The 21683-nt window shown below is 58.7% G+C and carries 20 protein-coding genes and 2 pseudogenes; 15 read left to right on the forward strand and 7 right to left on the reverse strand.

What is annotated here, in order from left to right:
- Positions 1-486 precede the first annotated feature (486 nt).
- A complete protein-coding gene (locus E4K65_RS15980; protein ID WP_029677468.1) occupies positions 487-1050 on the reverse strand; it encodes a TetR/AcrR family transcriptional regulator in 564 nt (187 codons plus the stop codon).
- A gap of 78 nt (positions 1051-1128) precedes the next feature.
- Here E4K65_RS15980 and E4K65_RS15985 point away from each other — a divergent pair, with 78 nt between their 5' ends.
- From E4K65_RS15985 to groL, 4 genes are all read left to right on the forward strand, one after another.
- Positions 1129-2139: a quinone oxidoreductase family protein gene (locus E4K65_RS15985; RefSeq protein WP_135174989.1), complete on the forward strand. Its 1011-nt coding sequence runs from the start codon at positions 1129-1131 to the stop codon at positions 2137-2139.
- Positions 2140-2231: 92 nt separating this feature from the next.
- On the forward strand, positions 2232-2702 hold the full coding sequence (locus E4K65_RS15990; RefSeq protein WP_135174990.1) for a PaaI family thioesterase: 471 nt from the start codon (positions 2232-2234) through the stop codon (positions 2700-2702).
- Positions 2703-3333: 631 nt separating this feature from the next.
- The gene (locus E4K65_RS15995) at positions 3334-3648 is read left to right on the forward strand and encodes a co-chaperone GroES (protein WP_135174991.1); all 315 of its coding nucleotides are present in this window, start codon (positions 3334-3336) and stop codon (positions 3646-3648) included.
- A 71-nt stretch (positions 3649-3719) separates the two neighbouring features.
- On the forward strand, positions 3720-5360 hold the full coding sequence (gene groL, locus E4K65_RS16000) for a chaperonin GroEL (RefSeq protein ID WP_135174992.1): 1641 nt from the start codon (positions 3720-3722) through the stop codon (positions 5358-5360).
- Positions 5361-5430: 70 nt separating this feature from the next.
- Here the strand turns inward: groL and E4K65_RS16005 are convergent, their stop codons facing one another.
- Positions 5431-5655 (reverse strand): hypothetical protein, encoded by a 225-nt coding sequence (locus E4K65_RS16005; RefSeq protein ID WP_135174993.1) that lies wholly within the window; start codon positions 5653-5655, stop codon positions 5431-5433.
- A 354-nt stretch (positions 5656-6009) separates the two neighbouring features.
- Between E4K65_RS16005 and E4K65_RS16010 the strand changes: the two genes are divergently transcribed.
- The 3 genes from E4K65_RS16010 to E4K65_RS47240 all read left to right on the forward strand — a co-directional run bounded on the left by E4K65_RS16010 (position 6010) and on the right by E4K65_RS47240 (position 9426).
- Positions 6010-6564: a hypothetical protein gene (locus tag E4K65_RS16010; protein ID WP_135174994.1), complete on the forward strand. Its 555-nt coding sequence runs from the start codon at positions 6010-6012 to the stop codon at positions 6562-6564.
- 2 nt (positions 6565-6566) lie between these two features.
- The gene (locus E4K65_RS16015; RefSeq protein ID WP_135174995.1) at positions 6567-9176 is read left to right on the forward strand and encodes a caspase family protein; all 2610 of its coding nucleotides are present in this window, start codon (positions 6567-6569) and stop codon (positions 9174-9176) included.
- Positions 9177-9252: 76 nt separating this feature from the next.
- Positions 9253-9426: a hypothetical protein gene (locus E4K65_RS47240; protein ID WP_167770847.1), complete on the forward strand. Its 174-nt coding sequence runs from the start codon at positions 9253-9255 to the stop codon at positions 9424-9426.
- A 192-nt stretch (positions 9427-9618) separates the two neighbouring features.
- On the opposite strand, the gene E4K65_RS16020 is transcribed toward E4K65_RS47240, so the two are convergent.
- Together E4K65_RS16020 and E4K65_RS16025 are read right to left on the reverse strand one after the other, a co-directional pair.
- A complete protein-coding gene (locus E4K65_RS16020) occupies positions 9619-9879 on the reverse strand; it encodes a hypothetical protein (RefSeq protein WP_135174996.1) in 261 nt (86 codons plus the stop codon).
- Positions 9854-10205 (reverse strand): annotated as a pseudogene (locus E4K65_RS16025) (SOS response-associated peptidase family protein); the annotation flags it as partial. The pseudogene E4K65_RS16025 and the gene E4K65_RS16020, both read right to left, overlap by 26 nt.
- 405 nt (positions 10206-10610) lie before the next feature.
- On the opposite strand from E4K65_RS16025, the gene ku reads away from it, so the two are divergent.
- From ku to E4K65_RS16045, 4 genes and pseudogenes are all read left to right on the forward strand, one after another.
- Positions 10611-11540, forward strand: a complete 930-nt coding sequence (ku, locus tag E4K65_RS16030) for a non-homologous end joining protein Ku (RefSeq protein ID WP_135174997.1) — start codon at positions 10611-10613, stop codon at positions 11538-11540.
- A pseudogene (locus E4K65_RS16035) lies at positions 11537-11822 on the forward strand (MBL fold metallo-hydrolase); the annotation flags it as partial. The gene ku and the pseudogene E4K65_RS16035, both read left to right, overlap by 4 nt.
- Before the next feature lie 20 nt (positions 11823-11842).
- On the forward strand, positions 11843-12460 hold the full coding sequence (locus tag E4K65_RS16040) for a cell envelope biogenesis protein TolA (RefSeq protein WP_135174999.1): 618 nt from the start codon (positions 11843-11845) through the stop codon (positions 12458-12460).
- A 421-nt stretch (positions 12461-12881) separates the two neighbouring features.
- Positions 12882-14603 carry an adenylate/guanylate cyclase domain-containing protein gene (locus E4K65_RS16045; RefSeq protein ID WP_167770848.1) on the forward strand — a complete coding sequence of 574 codons (1722 nt, stop codon included), beginning with the start codon at positions 12882-12884 and terminating at the stop codon, positions 14601-14603.
- A gap of 894 nt (positions 14604-15497) precedes the next feature.
- On the opposite strand, the gene E4K65_RS47245 is transcribed toward E4K65_RS16045, so the two are convergent.
- Both E4K65_RS47245 and ftsZ read right to left on the reverse strand, forming a co-directional pair.
- Positions 15498-15674 carry a hypothetical protein gene (locus tag E4K65_RS47245; protein WP_167770849.1) on the reverse strand — a complete coding sequence of 59 codons (177 nt, stop codon included), beginning with the start codon at positions 15672-15674 and terminating at the stop codon, positions 15498-15500.
- A gap of 910 nt (positions 15675-16584) precedes the next feature.
- Positions 16585-17847 (reverse strand): cell division protein FtsZ, encoded by a 1263-nt coding sequence (ftsZ, locus tag E4K65_RS16055; protein ID WP_135175002.1) that lies wholly within the window; start codon positions 17845-17847, stop codon positions 16585-16587.
- A gap of 145 nt (positions 17848-17992) precedes the next feature.
- On the opposite strand from ftsZ, the gene E4K65_RS16060 reads away from it, so the two are divergent.
- From E4K65_RS16060 to E4K65_RS16070, 3 genes are all read left to right on the forward strand, one after another.
- On the forward strand, positions 17993-18184 hold the full coding sequence (locus E4K65_RS16060; protein ID WP_049812216.1) for a hypothetical protein: 192 nt from the start codon (positions 17993-17995) through the stop codon (positions 18182-18184).
- 136 nt (positions 18185-18320) lie between these two features.
- A complete protein-coding gene (locus tag E4K65_RS16065) occupies positions 18321-18623 on the forward strand; it encodes a hypothetical protein (protein WP_135175003.1) in 303 nt (100 codons plus the stop codon).
- A gap of 1097 nt (positions 18624-19720) precedes the next feature.
- Positions 19721-19930, forward strand: a complete 210-nt coding sequence (locus E4K65_RS16070) for a PRC-barrel domain-containing protein (RefSeq protein ID WP_025576258.1) — start codon at positions 19721-19723, stop codon at positions 19928-19930.
- 650 nt (positions 19931-20580) lie between these two features.
- Here the strand turns inward: E4K65_RS16070 and E4K65_RS16075 are convergent.
- On the reverse strand, positions 20581-20940 hold the full coding sequence (locus tag E4K65_RS16075; RefSeq protein WP_135175004.1) for a hypothetical protein: 360 nt from the start codon (positions 20938-20940) through the stop codon (positions 20581-20583).
- A gap of 355 nt (positions 20941-21295) precedes the next feature.
- Here E4K65_RS16075 and E4K65_RS16080 point away from each other — a divergent pair, with 355 nt between their 5' ends.
- Positions 21296-21670 carry a response regulator gene (locus E4K65_RS16080; protein ID WP_025576254.1) on the forward strand — a complete coding sequence of 125 codons (375 nt, stop codon included), beginning with the start codon at positions 21296-21298 and terminating at the stop codon, positions 21668-21670.
- Positions 21671-21683 lie beyond the last annotated feature (13 nt).

Below are 21683 nucleotides of genomic sequence, written 5' to 3' on the forward strand. Positions count from 1 at the left end.
CGCAAATGTCCGATTTGTTCGCCCCAATATCCAAATCTACGACGCACGCGTGATCGATCTGTACCGGTAGATCCGTGCGCGGTATCTCGTTGGTGCGAAGGGGGCACAAACGAAGGCAAAGCGTAGGATCGGCTCCCGACCCAATTTCAGAAAGATCACGCTGGCTTTCCAAACGCTGTCCCGCCTGGAAGCAATCCGGGGGCCAAAATCGACAAATGGCGGAGGGAGTGTCAGTCAACCCTCATTGAAAGATAAAGCACTCTCGACTTTTGTAGACCAAAACCCACCAATTCAGCTACGCGCGAATATGAAGATTCGTGTGAGAAAGCCGCCAATCAAGACCGGAAGGCTGTATGTCCCCGTGCGTGACCATTGGAAGTACATGGGCAGACTTCGCGGTCAGAACCCTCATCCGCTTCCGCAAGAAGCGGCTCTCCCCGGCAAGTCAGAGCGCCCTCAACGGAGGTAGAGCCTTAGTCGAAGCTCTCAATCGCAAAGCCGGGCAATCTGAGCCCCACACGCGCGCATAGGCTCCTGCGATTGCGCCACGCGCGCCTGAATGAGAGCACCTTCAAAGGCCGCCAAGATTACCGGTGCGAGCGTCTCCGCATTCTTCGGGGCCATTCCGCATCGGATCAAGCCATCAGCAATCGTTTGCTGCCAGAGAGCGAACGCGTTCTTGCACGCCTTGGTGAGCGCCTGAGATTGGGGTGCAGTTTCCAGTGCAACGGTGCACACGGGGCAACCAGCGGTGAACCCGGACTTCGCCAACTGCGCCGCGCTACCCGCAAACAACTTGCGGATACCGTCCGCAGCGCGGCCGCCTTCGGGGAAGCACTGCGCGATGCCCGCAGCGACATTCTGTGACGCCCATTCGAGAGCGGCGACGCCAACCTGCTCCTTACCATCCGGAAAATAGTGATAGGCGGAGCCCCAGGGCGCTCCCGACTCCTGCACCAACCGCCGCCATGAGGCCGCGGCATAGCCTTCCCTCTGAAAGAGGGACATGGCGGCCAAAATCATTTGTTCGCGCGGTGAATGGGCTGTCATGGCTGTTGACTAGGACGACTGTCTTATCTATTGGTGAGGGAGCGTTAGGACAAGCGTCATAGTGGAGGGTGCGGGTCTATGAAGGCGGTATTGTTGCATGCCTACGGCGATGCCGAGGCGCTTCGGGTGGAAGAGGTTTTGAAACCGCAGCCCGGGGCTGACGAAGTGCTCATCCGGATCGAAGCCGCGAGCGTCAATTACGCCGACATCGTGCGTCGGCGCGGTGATCCCTATCCACTGCCGACACCTTTGCCGGCGATCCTCGGCAGCGAAGCCGCCGGCGTCGTAGACGCAGTTGGCCTGGGCGTCACAACGCTGCATCCAGGTGATCGGGTGTTCGCGTTTTTCGGCGGAGACGGTCTTGGCGGCTACGCCGAGTACGCCCTCGCCGGCGTCGACAATGTCATCAAACTGGACCCAAGACTCGATCTTGACGTCGCTTCCACGCTTGTTGTTGCCGGCGTCACTGCTTTTCAAATGCTCAAGGAAGCTGGACGGCTCAAGCCCGGCGAATCCGTCTTCATTCCCGGCGGCGCCGGGGGCGTTGGCAACTACGCAATTCAGCTCGCCAAGATTTTGGGCGCCGGCCGCGTCATTGCCGGCGCCAGTACACCCGAACGCCGGCAGCAAGCCTTGGCGCGAGGCGCCGACCACGCTGTCGACTCTATCGCCGCTGATTGGCCGCGCGAGGTGAAACGGCTTACCGGCGGACGCGGGGCCGATGTGGTTCTCGATATGGTCGGAGGCTCATTTTTCGACCAGGCTCTCGCCGCGCTCGCACCATTCGGGCGCCTCGTTGTTTATGGGACTGCAAGCAGGCGCCCCTCTTCTTTTGTCGCCCAGCGCCTCATGCCGATGAACCAAGCGGTGATTGGCTATTACGTCAGTCACTGGTTCAAGGCCCGGTCGGATGAAGCGCAGAAGGCCTTCGATACTGTTGCGGAACTTGTCACCCAAAAGCGCCTTCACGTGGAGGTTGCCGGGCGGCTGCCTCTCGAAGGAGCCGGCGAAGCTCACCGCATCATGGAAGCTCGGCAGGCGACGGGAAAATATGTGCTTAAGCCATCGCTGACCGGCCCCTTGAGCTAAGCAGCGCCACGCATGGACGGCGGCACGCAGCACGCCGCCGATATTTCGGAGCCGAAGATGGCCGGCCGGCTGATCCTGCAAGGAAGGAAACCATGACGATGGGCGACGAGCGTCCTGCATCGCGAGAGAATGAAGGATTAGCGTTCTTCCGTGAGCTTTTGCGCACAGGGACGCCAGCTGCTCCCATCTGCACGCCACTGAATTTCCAGCTATCCGCGGCAGCGCACGGCAGCACGGAGTTTACAGGTTGGCCCGGGCCACAGTTCGCAAACCCTGGCGGGGTTGTGCACGGCGGTTACCTCGCCGTGATTTTGAGCTCGGCAATGTCCTGTGCCGTACACACGACACTCGATGAAGGCGAGCGTTTTACGACAACGAACTTTAATGTGAATCTCACCCGTCCGCTAAAGCCGGGACCGGGCCCTGTTATCGCCTCTGGCGTCGTGGTTCACCGTGGCAGACAGGGCGCGACCGCCGAGGGTCGCATCGTCGATAGCGCGGGCAAGCTTCTTGCGCATGGCACAACCACTTGCGTGATTTTCGCTGCGCGAAAGCAAGACTAGCAATCGCGTGCTTACCAAATTGGTCGCTTCACAGGACCTCACGAGGAGGCGCTTGATTGCGGTAGATCCGTCATCAGCCTCGATCTAAGAGATCCCGCGGACAACGCGAAGTCCGCCGAACCCACGGTCAAAAGCTACGGTTTGCGCGCTGACTAGCGCGTATCATCGCGGAACTAGCCGCAACAGCCTTTGTCGCGCCAGTCGTTGTGTTGCTGCCGATTCGAGTGGACTGGCGGAGGGAGAGAATCTGTAAAAAAACTTGCTGGACCGCTGCGCCTCAGGTGCTCTCGATAGGCGAGAGGGACTGGATTTCCCGGCCTCTCCGCGTACCGTCGCAGATCTAGACTGCCGTTGGACGCGGCATCATTGTACCTGAACAGGCAATTCCAGACGCACGCAACCCTGCCCGGTTAGCCATCGGATGGCTAAGCCCAAGATTTCATTCCAGGGGCTCCTTTAGGTGGCACTGAATGGGGCCTCCGCGGACCGGTGAGGGACGGATTTTCGAAATCCTTCGCGACTTTGTCTTGTATGCCGGCGATGCCCGCTTATTTTTCGGAGCGGTTAGCCGTCGCTAGCTTCGACTGCTATTTCATCCAAAATAAACCCGACTAGAAGATAGGAGGAGAGCATGAAATTCCGTCCGCTTCACGACCGCGTCGTGGTCAAGCGCATCGACGCAGAAGAGAAGAGCGCCGGTGGCATCATCATTCCCGACACGGCCAAGGAAAAACCCTCCCAGGGTGAAGTCATCGCCGTTGGCCCCGGCGGCCGCGACGAAAACGGCAAACTGATCCCGATCGACGTCCAGGTCGGTGACCGCGTATTGTTCGGCAAGTGGTCGGGCACCGAGGTCAAGATCGACACCCAGGAGCTGTTGATCATGAAGGAGAGTGACATCATGGGCGTTCTCACCGACCTGTCTTCCAAGAAGAAGGCCGCCTAATCCATCGCTCAAGCGCCTGTCGAGCGCCTGATTAAGGGTGAGACTAAATCAAAAACGCAGGGAGACCCACTATGTCAGCCAAAGAAGTCAAATTCGGAGTCGAGGCCCGCGACCGCATGCTGCGCGGTGTCGACATCCTCCACAATGCGGTAAAAGTGACGCTCGGTCCGAAGGGCCGCAACGTCGTTCTCGACAAGTCGTTCGGCGCTCCCCGTATTACCAAGGACGGCGTCACCGTCGCCAAGGAGATCGAGCTCGAGGACAAGTTCGAGAACATGGGTGCCCAGATGGTGCGCGAAGTCGCCTCCAAGTCCGCAGACGCGGCTGGCGACGGCACCACCACCGCGACCGTGCTCGCCGCTGCGATCGTCCGTGAAGGCGCCAAGTCGGTTGCCGCCGGCATGAACCCGATGGATCTGAAGCGCGGTATCGACCTGGCTGTGGAAGCCGTGGTCGCCGACCTCGTCAAAAACTCCAAGAAGGTCACCTCGAACGAGGAAATCGCCCAGGTCGGCACGATTTCAGCCAATGGCGATGCGGAGATCGGCAAGTTCATCGCCGACGCCATGAAGAAGGTCGGCAACGAGGGTGTCATCACCGTTGAGGAAGCCAAGTCGCTCGCGACCGAACTCGAAGTTGTCGAGGGCATGCAGTTCGACCGCGGCTACATCTCGCCCTACTTCGTCACCAACGCCGAGAAGATGCGCGTTGAAATGGATGATGCCTACGTCCTCATTAATGAGAAAAAGCTGTCTCAGTTGAATGAACTACTTCCCTTGTTGGAAGCAGTGGTGCAGAGCGGCAAGCCGCTTGTGATTATTGCCGAAGACGTCGAAGGCGAAGCGCTCGCCACCCTCGTCGTCAACCGTCTCCGCGGCGGCCTGAAGGTCGCCGCCGTCAAGGCTCCGGGCTTCGGCGATCGCCGTAAGGCTATGCTGCAGGACATCGCGATCCTGACCGGCGGCCAGGCCATCTCGGAAGACCTTGGCATCAAGCTCGAGAACGTCACGCTCAACATGCTCGGTCGCGCCAAGAAGGTGATGATCGACAAGGAGAACACCACGATCGTGAGCGGCGCCGGCAAGAAGGCCGACATCGAGGCGCGGGTATCCCAGATCAAGGCGCAGATCGAGGAAACCACCTCGGACTACGACCGTGAGAAGCTCCAGGAGCGTCTCGCCAAGCTCGCGGGCGGCGTCGCGGTGATCCGCGTCGGCGGCGCGACCGAGGTCGAAGTGAAGGAACGCAAGGATCGCGTTGATGATGCGATGCATGCGACCCGCGCGGCGGTCGAGGAAGGCATCTTGCCAGGCGGCGGCGTTGCGCTGCTGCGTGCCTCCGAGCACCTCAAGGGCATTCGCACCAAGAACGACGACCAGAAGACCGGGGTCGAGATCGTGCGTAAAGCGTTGTCCTACCCGGCCCGCCAGATCGCAATCAACGCGGGCGAGGACGGCTCGGTCATCGTCGGCAAGATCCTCGAAAAAGATCAGTACGCCTACGGCTTCGACTCGCAGACCGGCGAATACGGCAACCTGGTCTCCAAGGGCATCATCGATCCGACTAAGGTGGTTCGAGTGGCGATCCAGAACGCGGCGTCCGTCGCAGCGCTTCTGATCACCACGGAAGCCATGGTCGCCGAGCTGCCCAAGAAAGGCGGCGCCGGCCCCGCGATGCCTCCGGGCGGCGGCATGGGGGGTATGGACTTCTAAGTCCAACATTCAAAGCTCGACAATGAGAAGGCTCGGTAGCGACGCCGAGCCTTTGCCGATTTCCTTGCGGTCAGCCGGGGTCCAATTCTGGCACCGTATTGGGCGAGCGCGTCGAAGCCCGCGCCGCCAAAAACTTCTGGCCTGTCTCCGGATCGAAGTAACAGATGATCTTGGTTGGGTGGCGGAGAGAGGAATTAGAAAAAAATTGTTCTTTGGCGCTCGCTCTGGCTCTCTCGGCAAGGGAGAGAACCTTGCTCTGGTACCGATCAAAGACTTGCTCCGTCTGGGACGCCATCGCTGCTCTCTCGTCCCGTGACGAACATTGCAAGTATGCCTGACGGTCTCGGAAAGGCTCAGCAGTCCGCGTTGGCTTCGAGAAGAACTCCTAACGGCTGCCGAGCAAAAGGGGAGTTCCGGACGGCCTTAGCGTGCTGAGGCCTGCTCGCCTCGCCGTCCGTGCACCACATAGGGATCTACTCGCGGCGCGATTTCCTTCGCTTGGCTTCGGAAGGGGTACGAGTCGACTTCGAATTGCTTCTGTTCGAATTTGGGGCGCCTTGAACGTGCCAAAACTTATGGTAGCATTCCGGAGCAAGACGCCTGCAGATTTTGCAATTTTTCACCGCACCAATACCCCCTGGGGGACGCGATGCGAAATCTCTTCTTCATCCTTGCTATAGTTGTTACTTTTTTCTTCAGTTCGAGCAATTCCATGTGGGCTGCCGACGAGATGCGCTGGCCAGAAGCAATAGGACAGCTCCTGGGCGAAAAGACGCGAGCTCTTACCTGCGCACGCGCATTTCGCACTTACGCTTCTAAGAAGCAATTGCCAGGAGGTATAGCGGCCTACAACGCCGCAAAGGCTGACTATGACCAAATTATCGGCGGTCTCTCTATCGCGATCGTGCAGGGCAAGGACCCTGGCAACCTTTCCGATCTTCAAACCAACCTAGAGCACGGGGTCAAGCATCTGGAGGCGTTCTGCAAAATGGCTGACGCTGTCCGACCGAAGAGAGAGGGCGAGAAAGGCGTTTGGGACACACTCCTTAAGTTGCCGATTGACGAACTCATCAAGAGCGTCGGACAGGGAGTTTCCACTCTTTACACTGATCATCGGAAAGATGACGAGCTCACGCGTCAAACGATAAATAACGGTCTCTCAGCTGCTCGGTGGCCCGAATTTGAAGCGATAAAGCGACAATAGCCATGTTCAGATTTACGCTGTTCTCGGCTTCGTGCTGGCTTGCTTTGCATTGGGCAGCCATCGCGGCGCCCGTGTACGATCGCCCGGTTCTGGTCATCGAGCCTGGTATGCATACAGCTCCGGTTAAAGATGTCGCGGTCAGTGGCAAGCGGCCTTTTTTTGTGACGGCGGCGCATGACAAGACAGTGCGATTCTGGTCTACGGAAAATGGTGAGTTGTTACGAACAATCCGCATGCCGGCCGGCCTGGGACACGTAGGGGAATTGTCTTCGATTGCGATCAATCCGGCTGACGGATTGGTTGCGGTTGGCGGATTTGGTGATTTCGATGGCCGCACGCCAGACACCGGCAGCCTATTCATGATCAACGGAGAGAGTGGTGCGATCGAGAAGCGCTTGCTGAACATTCCGAAAACCGTCGTTCAGTCAGCATTTTCGCCCGACGGCCGGTATCTGGCAGCAAGCCTAGCGGAGGGAGGCGTTCTCATCTTCGCCCAAGCAACTGACTGGGGGCGTCAAGCAGCGGACTTTGAATATGGCCGCGGCGGCGTGTATGGGCTTGCGTTCGCGCCGGACGGTAGATCGCTGGCGACAGCGTCTGACGATGGGATGGTTCGGCTCTATGAGATTGGCCAAAGATTCACTCCTGTGTTTCGCTATGCGAGCGGGCATCAGCTTTCTCGCATAGCATTCAGCCCTAATGGTGAAGTTCTCGCAGTCGGCTACGACGACGCCCCGCGGGTGCTGTTGCTAAATGCGCATACGCTTGAGCCTTTGGGACAACCTGATCTTGAAGGCCTAAGCAACGGCTCCTTGAATTATGTCGCATGGTCACCAGATGGGCATACCCTGTACGCGGGTGGTCGATATCAGGACGAGGGACGCAATCGGGTTATCCTAGCATGGGATGAGGACGGGCACGGAAGGAGGCGTGCGCTTCGCGCACAGTGCAGTAACGTAGATATGGCGCCAACGGCTCTCACTACTCTTCAGGATGGACGGCTTCTAGTCGTCAAGGGTGCGCCCTGCTTTGCGATGTTACAGCCACGAGGTGAGATCGAGTGGCAGAAAGCGGCGCCCGGCGGGGACTTTCGGGCGCCGCCTTCACCTCGCGGGGTCTACCGAAATGACACCTTTCGCGTTTCGCGGGATGGCATGATTGTCGATTTCGACTTTCAACAGGGTGGCGTTCCCCTTCGCTTCGACCTGGCGAAGCTAGCGCTTGTCTCACAGCCAAGCGCTGATGGAGCCACAGAAGCGCCGCCTCTGCAGCCAGACGTCGACGTTCCGCTCACGTACGGCGATCGGCTGCTGGTGGTCGCAGCGGGTCCATCCGGGCGTTCCGTCGCAGGAACGGACTTCGAATTGATGGCGCTGGATGCAAACGGCGCGCTCTTATGGGAAAGCGTCGCTGCCGGCCCTGTATGGGGAGCCCAGATAACCGCCGACGGACAAATCGTAGTTGCCGCTTACGGCGACGGTACGATCCGATGGCGGCGGATAGCGGACGGCCATGAGATCATGGCGCTCTTCGTTATGAACAATCTGGACGTTGTGAAGGATCAAGTCGAGTGGGTTGCCTGGACACCGGAAGGTTTCTTTCAGGCGACGCCGGGAGCGCGCGGCCTCGTTCAATGGCACGTGAGCCGCGGCGCTGCCGCGGTAGCCACGACCAAGAGGCTTTCCGACTTCCCCGACTTTGAAAACCCTGATGCCCTACGGATTTCCGTCCGAGAGAAAGAACCGACCCGAGCGCCGAGCGTTGAGGCAGTTCTTAAAGGGCGCCGTCAGGCAAAGGAAGGGACGGGTTCGACTAACTGCCCTGGCCCACATTTGCATATTGCCGCGATCGGCATAGATGACTTCAAGTCTGTCAAAGACGATAGCACATTGAACTATGCAAGCTCGGATGCGGTCGCCCTTGCAACGGAGCTCCAGCGTACTCAACAAGGCTGCACCGAGGGCCCTTCCGGGAGCCTATACGCAGCAGCGACCCTCGAGTTCATTTTACTTAACAAAGACGCCACCAAGGAAAGTATCTACCAAAACCTGGATGCGCTCACCCAGAGGCTCGATGGAAGCAGCGGGCAAGACACGGTAATCGTATTCTACTCGGGACACGGAGAGGTCATTGGGAACGAGTTCTTCTTTGCAACCTATGGCACGAAGGCAACAAACGACGCGTCGCTGAAGGCCACAGCCTTGCGAGCGCGAGAGCTCCAGAGCGAACTGGCCCAAATCAAGACGAAAGCGAAACTATTGATATTTCTCGATGCTTGTCATGCCGGCGCTGCCATACAAGGAACGATGGAGCTTGCGGTCGACAATGATTTGCTTAAGCGGTCCGCCGTACCACCCAATACTTTTATCATGACGTCGTCTTCGAAAACTGAAACGTCGTGGGAAGACAGAAGTCTAGGACATGGTTTTTTCACAGCGGCTCTTCTAGAGGTTCTTAATGGAAAAGCGCCGCACGATGGCAACGTGATCTTCTCGACAGAACTCGCCCACTACGTTCACGGACGAGTCGCTCAGTTGACAACCGGCGGGAATCCACAGCATCCGGATTTTGTGATGAATGGAGAATTGCCGATATTTTCGATTCGCCCGTAGTCGATAAGCCTCTTAACGGTATTTGCATTTCGCTGGTCGAACGTCGTGTGCCTCGCCCGGACTCAACGCCAGCCGAATGCATGGTGGCCGAGAGACCTATGGCACCGACCATCTCGACCTGGCGCTGGCCGTCGGTTATCTCTCAAAGCTTCTGCGCAACGGCATGGTGGTCAGCCATCTGGCCAAACACTTTCGAGAGTTGCTGTTTGAGTTCCAGCGGAGCACGGAGGTCGAGGCGAGCGCTGCCTAAAGTGTCGGCGACGATTTAGGTCAATTTTGCAGCATTCGCGCATGCGTTGTTCCGAAAGAACGCATCCAGCGACCGAGCGCCAACCGTGTGATCGAGAAGCTCCACGCAGCGTCGCTGCGCGTATTGAAAGTTATGGCATATGTCGGCCAGTGGGCGAGCTGGCTCGAATGCCGATTGGCGGTGTTGTCGGGTTTAATCGCGCGAGGTGCACTCCGGGCAGGTGTCGCCAATGCCCTCGAGCACCTCGATGATGGCCAAGGCTGCAGCCTCGGACGAGATGCCATGCGGCGGATTGCGGCCGGCGATCTCGAAGGCGCGCTCGCGCGCATGCGGATCAGCACGATCCTGCATCCAGCCGTGCTCCTCACACTCGCGGATGGCGCCGGCGTCGTTCAAGACGGCGATCGCCCAGCCCCGCAGTGTCCGGAAACCACACCGGCACCTTCTTGCCATCGATGGTGTTGTACTCACTGAATGAGGTGAACGGCACCAGGCAGCGATGCTCCGGATCAAGCCATCGTTTCCAGTGGGCGCTGCCGACGTTGCGGATGTTGGTCGTTCCCGAATCGGGTTCCATTCGCAGCAATTCCTTGAAGTCGACTGACGTGCCCTTGGCTTCGAGTTTTTGCGCCCGCTTCTTGGTGGCGTTCAATAACGCCTGCCGAGAGGAGGGCATGCCCCAGCGGGCCATGGTGATCTCACGGCCGTCGGCTGCGTTGCGAACGATCGGAGCCGGGGTAGTCCGGAAAGATGCCGGGTATCGAAGGCAGGTTTCGGATAGCCGCCGCGTCTGGATCGCCGGTCCGGGTGCCGCTGCGCCCAGGCGCGGATCGCTCAGGACGGCCTCCCAATATTCCGGCGTCAACTCGTCGATCGATTCCGAAGAACTTGCCGGCCCGGACCTGCCGTCGGCCGAAAAGGCAAGCTTTTCCATTTGCTTAGGGGATGGCATGCGCCAACTCGCGGGTCGATCGCTCACGGCCCAATCTAGAACATAAGAAGAACAAATGTCGAGTCCTGGGTAATGCGGCCGAGACAAGTTTCTTCTCCCGCTCAGGCGCGGAGCCTGCTTCCCAGAGATCTTGTGGACGGCGCCAGGAAGGGCAGAATTAGGGGCCGACCTTGTCGGAACCAGCCTCCCCTGTTCGTCTTGAGTACTACAGCCCCATCGGAGTATCGCGTTCATGACTCCTCGAGCAAATTGGAAAGGCTTTTTGCGTCTGTCTCTCGTTACGTGCCCCGTGGCGTTGTTTCCGGCCACTTCGGAGAGCGAGAAGATTTCCTTCAACCAGCTCAATCGGCAGACGGGTCACCGCATCAAATACCTTAAGGTCGACGCGGACACTGGCGACGAGGTGGCCAACGAGGACATCGTAAAAGGCTATGAGCTCGAAAAGGGCCAGTTCATCGAGGTGACGAAGGAAGAACTTGATGAGCTCGCGCTCGAATCCACCCGAACGATCGACATCGACGAGTTCGTCGAAAAGGCGGATATCGATCCACGCTATCTGATCCGCCCCTATTATCTGCGCCCAGACGGCAAGGTCGGACACGACGCTTTCGCGGTCATTCGCGAGACCCTCAAGGAGATGAACAAGGTCGCGATTGGTCGCGTGGTCCTGACCAACCGCGAGCACATCATCGCGCTCGAGCCTTTGGAGAAAGGCCTCGTTGGCACGCTACTGCGTTACCCCTACGAGGTCCGCAACGAGGATGAATATTTTGACGAGATCCGAGACGTCAAAGTCACCAAGGATATGCTCGATCTCGCCAGGCACATCGTGAACCAGAAGGCTGGCCGCTTCGAGCCCGGGAAATTCGAGGACCAGTACGAAACCGCCTTGATCGACCTCATCAACCAGAAGCGCGCGGGCAAGCCAATTACGCCGAAGGAGCGACCGCGCGGCGAGAACGTTGTCGACCTAATGGAGGCTCTGCGCCGAAGCGTAGGTAAGGATGCGGCAGAGACTAAGGCTCCGAAGAAGCCCGGCAAGAAGCCACGCAAAGCGGCGGCCGGACAGAAGGAAATGTTGATGCCGATCGCTGGCAAGAAGCAGGCGAAGGAGGCGGCGACCAAGAAGCCGGCCGCCAGGCCGCAGCGCAAATCCGCCTGATGGGCGATACTGAAACTACCCAGAAGCTGACCGAGCAAGTTGATGGTACCGATCCTGCTGGTGATCGAAGCCACATTTCTCGATCGGGATTCAGACATCGCACGCGACTACGGACATCTCGCCGCTGCTGAAGCGGCCGCCCTGGCGGCAACAAGCGACGTGGGGCAACTCGTCCTAACTCACATTTCCGCCCGCTATGCCGACGAGGAAATCTTGGCCGAGGCGGCGAAGACATTCCGGAATAGCCGGGTTACTCGGGATTTCGATCAAACCTCGATCTAGGCGCGCAGGAGACAACTCCGATGGCGAGGAAACTAAAGACCTACCAAACCTCGCTAGGCTTCTTCGACTTGGCGATAGCGGCGCCTTCAATGAAGGCGGCCCTAGAAGCCTGGGGCGCCGACAGCAATCTCTTTCACCAAGGCTTTGCGAAAGAAAGTGAGGATCCCGAAGTCATATCGGCGACAATGGCTGCGCCAGGCGTCGTGCTAAAGCGCCCCGTTGGGTCAAGCGGCCCCTACAAAGAGCAAGCCGAGCTGCCCACACATCTTGCCAACGAGGGCCGAGCAACAAAGGCGAAACACAAGTCGAAAGATCACGAGCCACAAGAACACTCAAAGCGACCGAGCGACCCGAAACTCGAACGAAAGGCCGCGCTCGCTTTCAAGAAGGAGGAGCAGCGCCGCGAACGGGAAAGAGCGAGAGATGATGCTGCACGACAGAAGGAGCGAGAGCGTCGGCAGCATGCTGTCGCTAAGGCCCAGAAAGCGTTGGATGCAGCCCGTCGGGGGTACGAAAGGAACGCTACTGATTTGAAAGCACAGATTGAGTTCCTCGAAAGGAAGTCGCAAATCGAAGAAGATCGCTGGGAAAAAGAAAAGGCTCGGCTGAAGGCGACGTTACAAAAGGCGCGAGAGTGACTCGGCGAGCATGTGCCGTCCTGGAATGATTAGGTTGAGACTGCCGGCCGTGCTTTGGGCCAACCGGCGTGAAGGCGCCGTTAGGAAGTGTGCTCCAGCCTTCCCAATCAATCTGCCACGGAGGACCGAAGGGGACATAAATTCGCTGGGAAAGCATATCAGCTGCTAAGCACCCGGCTAGAGCAAATGTCGGTCTAGGGTCAAACTCGGAAGTCGGCGGGTGCTTGGTAGATGGTCTGCTCTGCCACTGTGAGCGGACATCACCGGATCCGCGGTTCAGGTCCGCGAAGGGCCACGTCCGGACATGATCAGCCATGGAGGTGCTTCACGGCGCTGGGCGCTGTGGCTGCCAAACACCCATCACTTGGTTCTCGGAACCGGCAGGCGTAGACTGTCTCCGACCTATCTCCGGAGGCGTGCCTTGGCCAGCGAGCGCGTCGAGCGTCGACTCACCGCCATTTTGGCAGCCGATGTGGCTGGCTACAGCTGGCTGACCGGTGTGGATGAAGAGGGCACGCACGTCCAACTCCAGGACCATCTACGCACCCTCGTCGATCCCAAGATCGCCGAACACCGCGGCCGTGTTGTCAAGAACACCGGCGATGGGCTGCTGGCTGAGTTCGGCAGCGTAGTGGACGCAGTCCGCTGCGCTCTTGATGTCCAGCGCGGGATGGCCGAGCGCAATGCCGGGGTGCCAGATGAGAAGCGCATCGAATTCCGGATTGGCATCAATGTCGGCGACATCATCATCGATCGAGGTGACATTTTCGGCGACGGCGTGAATGTGGCGGCCCGTCTGGAGGGTCTCGCGGAACCGGGTGGGATCTGCGTTTCGGGCCGGGTGCAGGAAGATGCACGAGGCAAGCTCGGTATCGCCTTCGAGGATGTAGGCGAACAGCAGCTCAAGAACATCGCCTGGCCGGTGCGGGTCTATCGGGTGCGGCTCAGCGGCGAAGCAGCGCGGTCACGACCGGCCTTGGAGCTTCCCGACAAGCCTTCGATCGCTGTCTTGCCGTTCACCAACATGAGCGGCGATCCCGAGCAGGATTATTTCGCCGACGGCATGACCGAGGATATTATCACAGGACTCTCTCGCGCGCGCTGGCTCTTCGTAATAGCGCGGAACTCATCCCTTGCTTACAAGGGGCGCTCGACCGACGTTAAGCAGGTCGCGCACGAACTCGGCGTGCGCTATGTGCTCGAGGGCAGCGTACGCAAGGTTGGCGAGCGCGTCAGGATCAGCGCACAGCTAGCGGAGGGAACCTCCGGAAGACAGCTTTGGGCGAAGCGCTACGATCGCGAACTATCCGACATATTCGCCATGCAGGACGAAATCACGGAGACAATCATCGGCGCGGTCGAGCCGGAGCTCGGAAAGGTCGAGCGCCGGCGCTCGGCTGGCAAGCGTCCGGATAATCTCGACGCGTGGGATCTCTACCAGCGCGGCATGTCGCACCTTTATGAGTACACCAAGGACGACCTGCAGCGCGCGCGGCAGTATTTTACACAGGCAATCGCGATGGACCCGCAGCTCGGGCCCGCATATTCGGGGCTCGCCGAGACCTATTACTACGAGGGTGTCTACGGCTTCGCAGAGTCCATTTCGGACAATCGCGAGAAGGCACTCGCACCCGCGCTGCGGGCAGTGGTGCTCGACGCCGAGGATGCTGGCGCGCACTGTACGTTGGGGCGTGCCTACTACATGCGCCGCGCATATGACGCTGCATTCCGGGAACTGAAGACAGCATTGGAGCTGAACCCTTCACTGGCACTCGCACATTACGGTCTGGGTGCGACGCTCGTATTCTCGGGACGCGCAGAGGAGAGCATCCCCTATCTGACAACGGCGATACGACTCAGTCCGCATGATCCAAACATGGGATCATTCCTGGTGCGACTCGCTGATGCCGCGTATTTTCTGAAGCGCTACGAGGAAGCCGCCGAATGGGCACGGCGCGCGCTGCAGCAGCCGAACTTCCAATGGTCGCGGTACACCGTACTGATCGCGGCTCTGGCCCAGCTTGGCAGGCTCGACGAGGCCAGGAACTGCATCCAACAATTGCAGGTCAAGCGTCCAAACACTTCAATAGCATTTGTGAAACCCACCTGTTCGGCGACACGGCAAATTTCGCGCACTATCTAGGTGGGCTCCGCACGGCCGGGCTGCCCGATTGAGCGCACCGCTATCGACACAGCCCGTCCTGCAATGCCTTGATTTCGTTCAAGTCGTGCGTCGTTGGAGACGCTGGGTGAACCACCTGTGGACCGCTATGTGGCTCCGCTTCCCAGAGGCACGACGCTCAGTGACAACGAGGGCACGAACTAGTCCCGCGCCATCCGATCCGCCGGTTCACGCCGGCGGGCCTTACCTCGGTGAGTGCAAATCGCCTTGAAGCCAGCGTCCAAGGTCCTTCGACTTCATGGGGTCTTCAAACGCGGCAAAGCTCGTAAGTACCTGATTGCAGACAGCGCATTCAAACGTTTGCAAGTCGACGCCCCTGGTGCGTGCTGGCTCGATGCTAACGAGCATCATCTGGGCCTTGCACTTCGGACAGGCGGGGCGCTCAATTGCAGCGATTGGAATGACGGACGAGAGGCGTTGAGATTGGGGCATGATGCTTCCCTCGAACAGGCGGGAGCGCAACACTCTCTGTCACCGGTAATGCCTAGGAGGCGGAGCGGTGATTCTTTAAGTGTGCGCCTGAGGGATCTCAAACGCGAGTTAATTCGCAGATTTTTGGAAGAAATGGCAGGCGCCCGCGGAAAACCACCCCTTCGTGCTCGACCTTTCCGGTCCGAGACCAAACTGCCGACCGTTACAGACGTGCCGCTCCATTTCAAAGCGGTGAGTATCACTCTTCAGCCGGACGAGCAGAGCAGTACGCTTCCCCCCTTTGTCGGTCTGGTACGGTCGAGCAGATCCTTACCCAACTGATGCCGCCAAAAGAAAAAACCGCCCGAAGGCGGCTAGTCGTTCTCTCCGCTGAAAGGAACTTGGAAGCAACTCTACTAGCCGCTGGTGACCAAGCGAACGTTGTCACGCAGCGAGCCAATGTCCCTTGTGAATATCGAACTTCACGGCGCCGTCGTCACGCATCTTCAACAGGAGCGATTGGCAGTCGTCCTGATGCTTTATGTTCACGCGCTTCATGATTTCGAAAGCCTTCAGAGGCCCTTCGCGAAGGGCAACTAGAATCTTTTCTCGATCAGTCATTGGGAGTCCTTGCATCGGCATCGGCGACGGTACGCGTTGTACAGATCGTCTGCAACGGGTGCGTTCGCTTGACGAGGTCCGTTCCGGGTCAAAATGCGCCGTCTGACCCTCTGCGGTCAATTCCGGTCTACCCCAAGGAACGGACATTGTCAGACCGATCCGGTTGGTCTGTTTCGTGCCAGGAGCGGTCATACGAGGTCATTGCATTATCGGCATTGTTTCTCTTCATGTCTCGGAGGCTCATTACTGCGATATCATGCGGACCGTCCGCGCTAAGCGCGCGAGAGCCGCCGGGATGTCCCCAGCGGCTCGCGCGTTGCGTAGCGATGTGGTGCGACGCGCAGCGTCGCGTGGTGGAACGTTGCGATGCGCCGAGGCGCGTCGCGTTGCCTACCGTGATGTCGATAACTCCTACGCGTCTCATCGACGCAACTAACATGGCTGGTCGCGAGGCAACTTCAAGACAGTGGCGCTGCCGTAGTCGCCATCTCTTTTCGATCGCGCTGAAAACGCCGTGACGGCTGATGCAACAAAACCTGTAACGGTCGGTTTTGGCGCTGGCGACTACGATGCTCGCGCATGGTGCCGTTGAGCCATCATAATTGCCAAAAGCGTGATACTCTTAGCGGTAAGCAGCGGGAGACCTAGATGTCAGAAGACGCCCTTATCGTCATAACAAGCGCCATCAAAACCGCTTTCATTGATCATCCCCGGTTCTGGGCACGGCACGGCGTGAGACCAAGTCACGAAAAGTGACGAAGAAAGTATTCATCTCGCCAAGGCTGTGCTGGTTGCTCTTCGCCAAGCCGGATATTCCGTTACCAAGGTCGAGGACCAGAATGCCCCGAAGCCCTAAAGGCAGACGTAGCAACGGTCGTTCGAAATGAGTTACTTTGATTCTTAAGACGTCTTAATTCGCCTTGCGGCGTAGAAAGGCCGGGAAATCGAGAACGTCTTCCTCGATCCAATTGCGCACAGTAGAGGAGCGGCCGTACGGATCGAGGGCTTGCGGAGCCGCATGGCGCGCATACTCCGAAATTGGCTTTGCCGGTTGGGCCGTCGTCGGTGGGAGCGGCGAGCTCTCCAATGGCGGCGGCACCGGTGCCTTACGCTCAGTGCAGTCGGCGATGCGACGACTGTCGTTGCCGAGCCTGCCGGCGAGTTCTGCGAGTGAGCTTTCCGTTGGTTGCATCTGGCGCACCGGGGCAAGATTATCGATTCCGGTCGCTACCACCGAGACGCGGACTATCCCTTCCAGATTTTCATCAAAAGTGGCGCCGACGATGATGTTGGCGTCCGGGTCGGCCTCTTCGCGAATGCGGTTAGCCGCTTCGTCGACCTCGAATAGTGTCAGGTCGTGGCCGCCGGTGATGGAGATGATGAGGCCACTGGCTCGCTTGATCGAGGGGTCCTCGATCAATGGATTGGAAATCGCGGCCACAGCGGCCTTGAGCACACGCTTCGCGCCAGAAGCCTCACCCCTACCCATCATGGCTTTGCCCTTCTCTCGCATGATGGAGAGAACGTCGGCAAAATCGAGATTAATCAGGCCCTCCTTGACTATAAGGTCGCTGATGCAGGCCACACCCGAAAAGAGCACTTGGTCGGCCAGGCCGAAAGCTTCGGCGAATGTGGTTTTCTCGTTGGTCACCCGAAACAAGTTCTGGTTTGGGATGATCAGCAGGGTGTCCACCGCCTTCAGCAGATCTTCGATGCCTGCTTCCGCAAAGCGCATGCGGCGCTGGCCCTCGAATTGGAATGGCTTGGTGACTACACCGATGGTGAGAATGCCAAGCTCACGCGCGGTCTTGGCTATAACAGGCGCTGCCCCGGTGCCGGTGCCGCCGCCCATGCCGGCGGTAACGAACACCATGTGTGCGCCGGTCAAATGATCGCGGATGGCATCGATTGCCTCTTCGGCTGCGGCGCGCCCCACATCGGGCTGCGAGCCGGCACCCAGGCCCTTGGTCACCTGGGTGCCCATCTGGATGAGGAGCTTGGCCTTCGACATGCTGAGCGCCTGTGCGTCGGTATTGGCGACGACGAAGTCGACACCCTGCAGCCCGGCCGCGATCATGTTGTTAACGGCATTGCCGCCGCCGCCGCCGACCCCGAATACGATAATGCGCGCTTTCAGCTCGCGAATGGCAGCTGAGTGGCTGCGATCGCACATCCGATGTTATGGCAAAACTCTGCCTTTGGGCGACTAGCGCGTTCTCATCTTGACCGGACTGCTTGAGCTGCCATTATTCGAGGTGGGGTTAACCCCTTCATTTTTGCGGAAGATAATTTTGACCACGCCCGTCGGGAGATGGACGATGACCGAAGAAAGAATTGCTCGTCTACGGACCCATAAAAACAACATCGATCGATATCGGCGCTTGCTCAAGACCAAGTTGAGCGAGATTGAACGGCAATACCTCGAAAAGCGGCTTTCCGAAGAGCAAGCTGCAATGGGAATACATTTGAGCGCGGCTGAGCCGCCACCGATTATGGTCGCCCCGAAATGACCACCTCAGCTCGAATACGATCTCTTACGTTAGAAAGCGCCCCTGCTTGAGTACCTCTTAATGGTACGCGTCCGACCTACCGTTTGTGCGCCACGAGCGGCATGATGGCGGCGCAGTACGCCGTGAGGTAACGACCATGATCAACGACCGCCTCGTGGAGCCGCCGCCGATCCCCCGCATCCGCAAACTCGGCATCGTCGGGACTGCACTCCTCCTGTTTGGGTCAATGGCCGCCTCCAGCGTTCTTGGCGCGGGAGCGCGCATCTCTGAAGGCTTCGAACCGTTCGAGAAATCAGCGAACGAGCGCGTCGCGCAAGCCTTCGATGACTTTAAGGATCTCGCATCTATCCCTGACGAGCTGAAGATTGCACTGACGTCGCTGAGCGAGAGAATTCAGAGCCCGCAGAAACCGCCGGTTCAGGCTGAAGGCAATGAATGACCTGATCTGAAGGCTGCTACCGTTCGCACATCAGATGTTATGGCATAAGCGGGCCAATGGCCGACGTTTTCCCCAGCGAACGTTTCCGCTCTGGCTGCGAAAGCAGACTTCGTCGGAAGTAACGGACATGTTGCGGCGTAGGCAGAGGCAGCGTTCAATCCGACAGGCGAGGAATGCGACGTATGGATGCGAGTGCGATGGGATGTGAGGCAAAGGCGTTACAGCCTTGCTTGCCGAACGGGCGCGATGCCCCATGACTTAAGCAGCGCCGCCAATGCATTTCTGAATTACACCGGCCGTTTTAGCCACCAGACCGCATCAAATACGGATCCAAGGACCCAGCTAATCGGTCCGCCACTTGTATGGCGGCCCGCGTGGACTGCTTTTCGCGATGAAGCGATCCGACCGAATTCACGACCAGCCCACTACAAGCAAGAACAGCTATCGCAATCGCAGCGAGATATTTGGTCCTCATGACGATGATCCCCTTTTATCGCCCCATGAACTAACCGGGCACTCTCAGAAATGGTTCCCGAACCGCTGCGGCCCAATGTTTTCGGCCGCATCGGAAGTTGCTTCCACGGCGCCAGCGACTAGCCGCTGAGCAGGTTCCTCCTTCGGAATGGAACATCGCAGTCGCGATCAGAAATCAGGGAACGAAAGCGTCCGCCGGGCTTTAGAAAAACTGAGGCCGTCGCTCGCCGGTAGTAACACGGCGCATGTCGCGGATAGCCAAAGGTCGTGACGATCGACCCGCTGTTCTCAATACAGGCGCTCGCGCAGATAGCCAAAAGCGACGGTCTCCGGTTCTTTTCAAAATCGCCAGCAGTGCCCCGATCGGTTGCGGGAGGAGTGCACGGCGTGCTGGCCGAACCGAAGGCTCCGTCATGCGCAACGGAATTGACATTGACCACATACACAGTCGGGCCATCGTTCGAGAGATCGGCGAGAGACTACGTGCGTCGCTGAAACCAGAGCCGGAACTACCGGCGAGCCTGAGAGCGCAAATCGATCGGCTCCGCGAATTCGAAGCGGCCGAGCACTGGAACAAGCCGCGCGGTTGAACCGCAGTCGGCTCGACCGAACATGGATGAACGATGCCGCCGGTGAAGCTTCGTGCATCGACGATCTTGAATGAGTACGGTAAGGCGCAATCCGAATTGATCGGCAAAACCGTCGTCCTTACCGACGGAAAGGCAGGCACGGTCGAGAACGTTTGGCTGGATGAATTGCACGGGCTTCGGATTTCAATCAAAGGTCATGACGGAAGATGGCCGGTCTCAACCATAAAGTTCAAGGAGAACTAGACCTTTGCACCCCGCTGCGCACCCCCAATAGTGCACTATTTCAGAACATTCCGATCAGGATGAAAAACCCGATCTCAATCAGGAACGTCGTGCTCATAACCGCGACCGTAAGGAACACGTCGCTCGCCGAAAGAGGATTCATGAATGCCTCGCATCTTGCGAAGCCCCCGGGAGTAAATCATTCAGGCTAGAAAATGTTTCAGTTCCAAACGCAGGCGACGCGAGATGCGAGCGGCGCGGACATCCGAGGCGGCCTAAGGCAAGGCCCGCTTCGGGTCAATCGCGTCGGGTGCGCCCGGACGAGCCGCTTCCGCTCTGCCCCACAAATCGGACCACGGGTGAGCCGGTCTGGACTTCGCCTACGGGTCATTTCCAGACTCATGCATCGCAGCAAATGGCGTCTTCGCGGTAGGGACGCGAGTTACCTCGCGTTCCCTGCACAGATCTGTGAGCGGCTCGGGGTGAAATTTCCTGGGTCGACTCGGCATCCCGAGACGATCGAGGCTCTCGTCGCGACAGCGGCATTACACTCAATGGCGGAAGAAGCGCTCGGTGCCAGTTGCAAACGTCGCGCGGTACGGACTTTCGCCGGCAGCAAGTGAGCGCTTCGTTGATCCCCGCTGATGGGGCGCGCTCGCGGACAACGATTTCTAAAGATCCCCGCGCCGAAAGAGTTTCTTGCCTGCCGCTGCCTGAGACATCGCATCCCTGCAGGAATCGCTCACCTCTGCCATGTGCGATTTTATGCAGGCTCTGATACCGCCGGTGCCGGGCACAATACCAGCACACAGCTTCGCAACATCGGTCTTGCATACCTTTCCGGTCACCGCCACCGTGAGCACGCGGTCTTCGCAGGTTGGCGATAGGCCGGTCAAATGCGATTCTATGCAGGCCTTGATCCGGCCTTCACCGGGCTGAATGCCGGCACACAGTGTCTTGATATCGCCGGCGCAGGGCCTGCCCGCCTGCTGTGCCTCGGCGACAGAACCTGACAGCAACAGCGTTGTCATTACAACAAGCCCAGCTTGCATTCTTGCCATTTTAGAGTCCTCTGCGAGATTCAAAAAGGACGGATGGGGCCAGTAGGTGACATCACACGTTTGGCCTAATGGGGGCTACCAACTTAGGGCAGTCCCGCTTACGCTCAGTCTTGAATGACGAGCTCTCCTTGCTACACGCGGAACCACACCTCATTGGAGGCGGTATGATCTTATAGAACTCTTGGAATTCTTTTGTCGCCGCCACTACCCACCATTTTCCGTGATGCGACAGGTAGGCTTAAGTGCTAGGTTGAATTTTTAGGCGTCTATTGAGGCCCGGGTTGTCCCGGCAAGCAGTGCTCACAGTCCGGTTCGAGGCTGTGCAATGCCCAAAATTTTGCTGGTCGAAGACAACGAGATGAACCGCGACATGCTTTCGCGGCGTCTGGTGCGTGGCGGCTATGAGGTCACCATTGCCGAGGACGGAGCGCGCGGCGTGGCAATGGCGACGAGCGACAGGCCCGATCTCATTTTGATGGACATGAGCCTGCCGGTGATCGACGGTTGGGAGGCGACGCGCCGGATCAAGGCCACGCCTGAGCTGCACAAAATCCCCATCATCGCGCTGACGGCGCACGCCATGGCGACCGACCGGGACAAGGCCCTCGAGGCCGGCTGCGACGACTACGACACAAAGCCGATCGAGCTGAAGAGGCTGCTGGGAAAGATTGAAACGCTACTCGCGGCCGCGGGACAGTAGACGACCTACAAGT

This window comes from Bradyrhizobium niftali, from assembly GCF_004571025.1.
GTDB classification, from domain to species: domain Bacteria; phylum Pseudomonadota; class Alphaproteobacteria; order Rhizobiales; family Xanthobacteraceae; genus Bradyrhizobium; species Bradyrhizobium niftali.

Bases quoted from the DNA above. Each gene is read 5' to 3' on its own strand.
- E4K65_RS47245 (WP_167770849.1), bottom strand. From the start codon at position 15,674: ATGACTGATCGAGAAAAGATTCTAGTTGCCCTTCGCGAAGGGCCTCTG.
- E4K65_RS16075 (WP_135175004.1), bottom strand. From the start codon at position 20,940: ATGACAACGCTGTTGCTGTCAGGTTCTGTCGCCGAGGCACAGCAGGCG.
- E4K65_RS47240 (WP_167770847.1), top strand. From the start codon at position 9,253: ATGCATGGTGGCCGAGAGACCTATGGCACCGACCATCTCGACCTGGCG.
- E4K65_RS16040 (WP_135174999.1), top strand. From the start codon at position 11,843: ATGGCGAGGAAACTAAAGACCTACCAAACCTCGCTAGGCTTCTTCGAC.
- E4K65_RS15980 (WP_029677468.1), bottom strand. From the start codon at position 1,050: ATGACAGCCCATTCACCGCGCGAACAAATGATTTTGGCCGCCATGTCC.
- E4K65_RS15995 (WP_135174991.1), top strand. From the start codon at position 3,334: ATGAAATTCCGTCCGCTTCACGACCGCGTCGTGGTCAAGCGCATCGAC.
- E4K65_RS16015 (WP_135174995.1), top strand. From the start codon at position 6,567: ATGTTCAGATTTACGCTGTTCTCGGCTTCGTGCTGGCTTGCTTTGCAT.
- E4K65_RS15990 (WP_135174990.1), top strand. From the start codon at position 2,232: ATGACGATGGGCGACGAGCGTCCTGCATCGCGAGAGAATGAAGGATTA.
- E4K65_RS16080 (WP_025576254.1), top strand. From the start codon at position 21,296: ATGCCCAAAATTTTGCTGGTCGAAGACAACGAGATGAACCGCGACATG.
- E4K65_RS16065 (WP_135175003.1), top strand. From the start codon at position 18,321: ATGATCAACGACCGCCTCGTGGAGCCGCCGCCGATCCCCCGCATCCGC.
- E4K65_RS16060 (WP_049812216.1), top strand. From the start codon at position 17,993: ATGACCGAAGAAAGAATTGCTCGTCTACGGACCCATAAAAACAACATC.
- ftsZ (WP_135175002.1), bottom strand. From the start codon at position 17,847: ATGTGCGATCGCAGCCACTCAGCTGCCATTCGCGAGCTGAAAGCGCGC.
- E4K65_RS15985 (WP_135174989.1), top strand. From the start codon at position 1,129: ATGAAGGCGGTATTGTTGCATGCCTACGGCGATGCCGAGGCGCTTCGG.
- E4K65_RS16020 (WP_135174996.1), bottom strand. From the start codon at position 9,879: ATGGCAAGAAGGTGCCGGTGTGGTTTCCGGACACTGCGGGGCTGGGCG.
- groL (WP_135174992.1), top strand. From the start codon at position 3,720: ATGTCAGCCAAAGAAGTCAAATTCGGAGTCGAGGCCCGCGACCGCATG.
- E4K65_RS16010 (WP_135174994.1), top strand. From the start codon at position 6,010: ATGCGAAATCTCTTCTTCATCCTTGCTATAGTTGTTACTTTTTTCTTC.
- ku (WP_135174997.1), top strand. From the start codon at position 10,611: ATGACTCCTCGAGCAAATTGGAAAGGCTTTTTGCGTCTGTCTCTCGTT.
- E4K65_RS16005 (WP_135174993.1), bottom strand. From the start codon at position 5,655: ATGGCGTCCCAGACGGAGCAAGTCTTTGATCGGTACCAGAGCAAGGTT.
- E4K65_RS16070 (WP_025576258.1), top strand. From the start codon at position 19,721: ATGCCGCCGGTGAAGCTTCGTGCATCGACGATCTTGAATGAGTACGGT.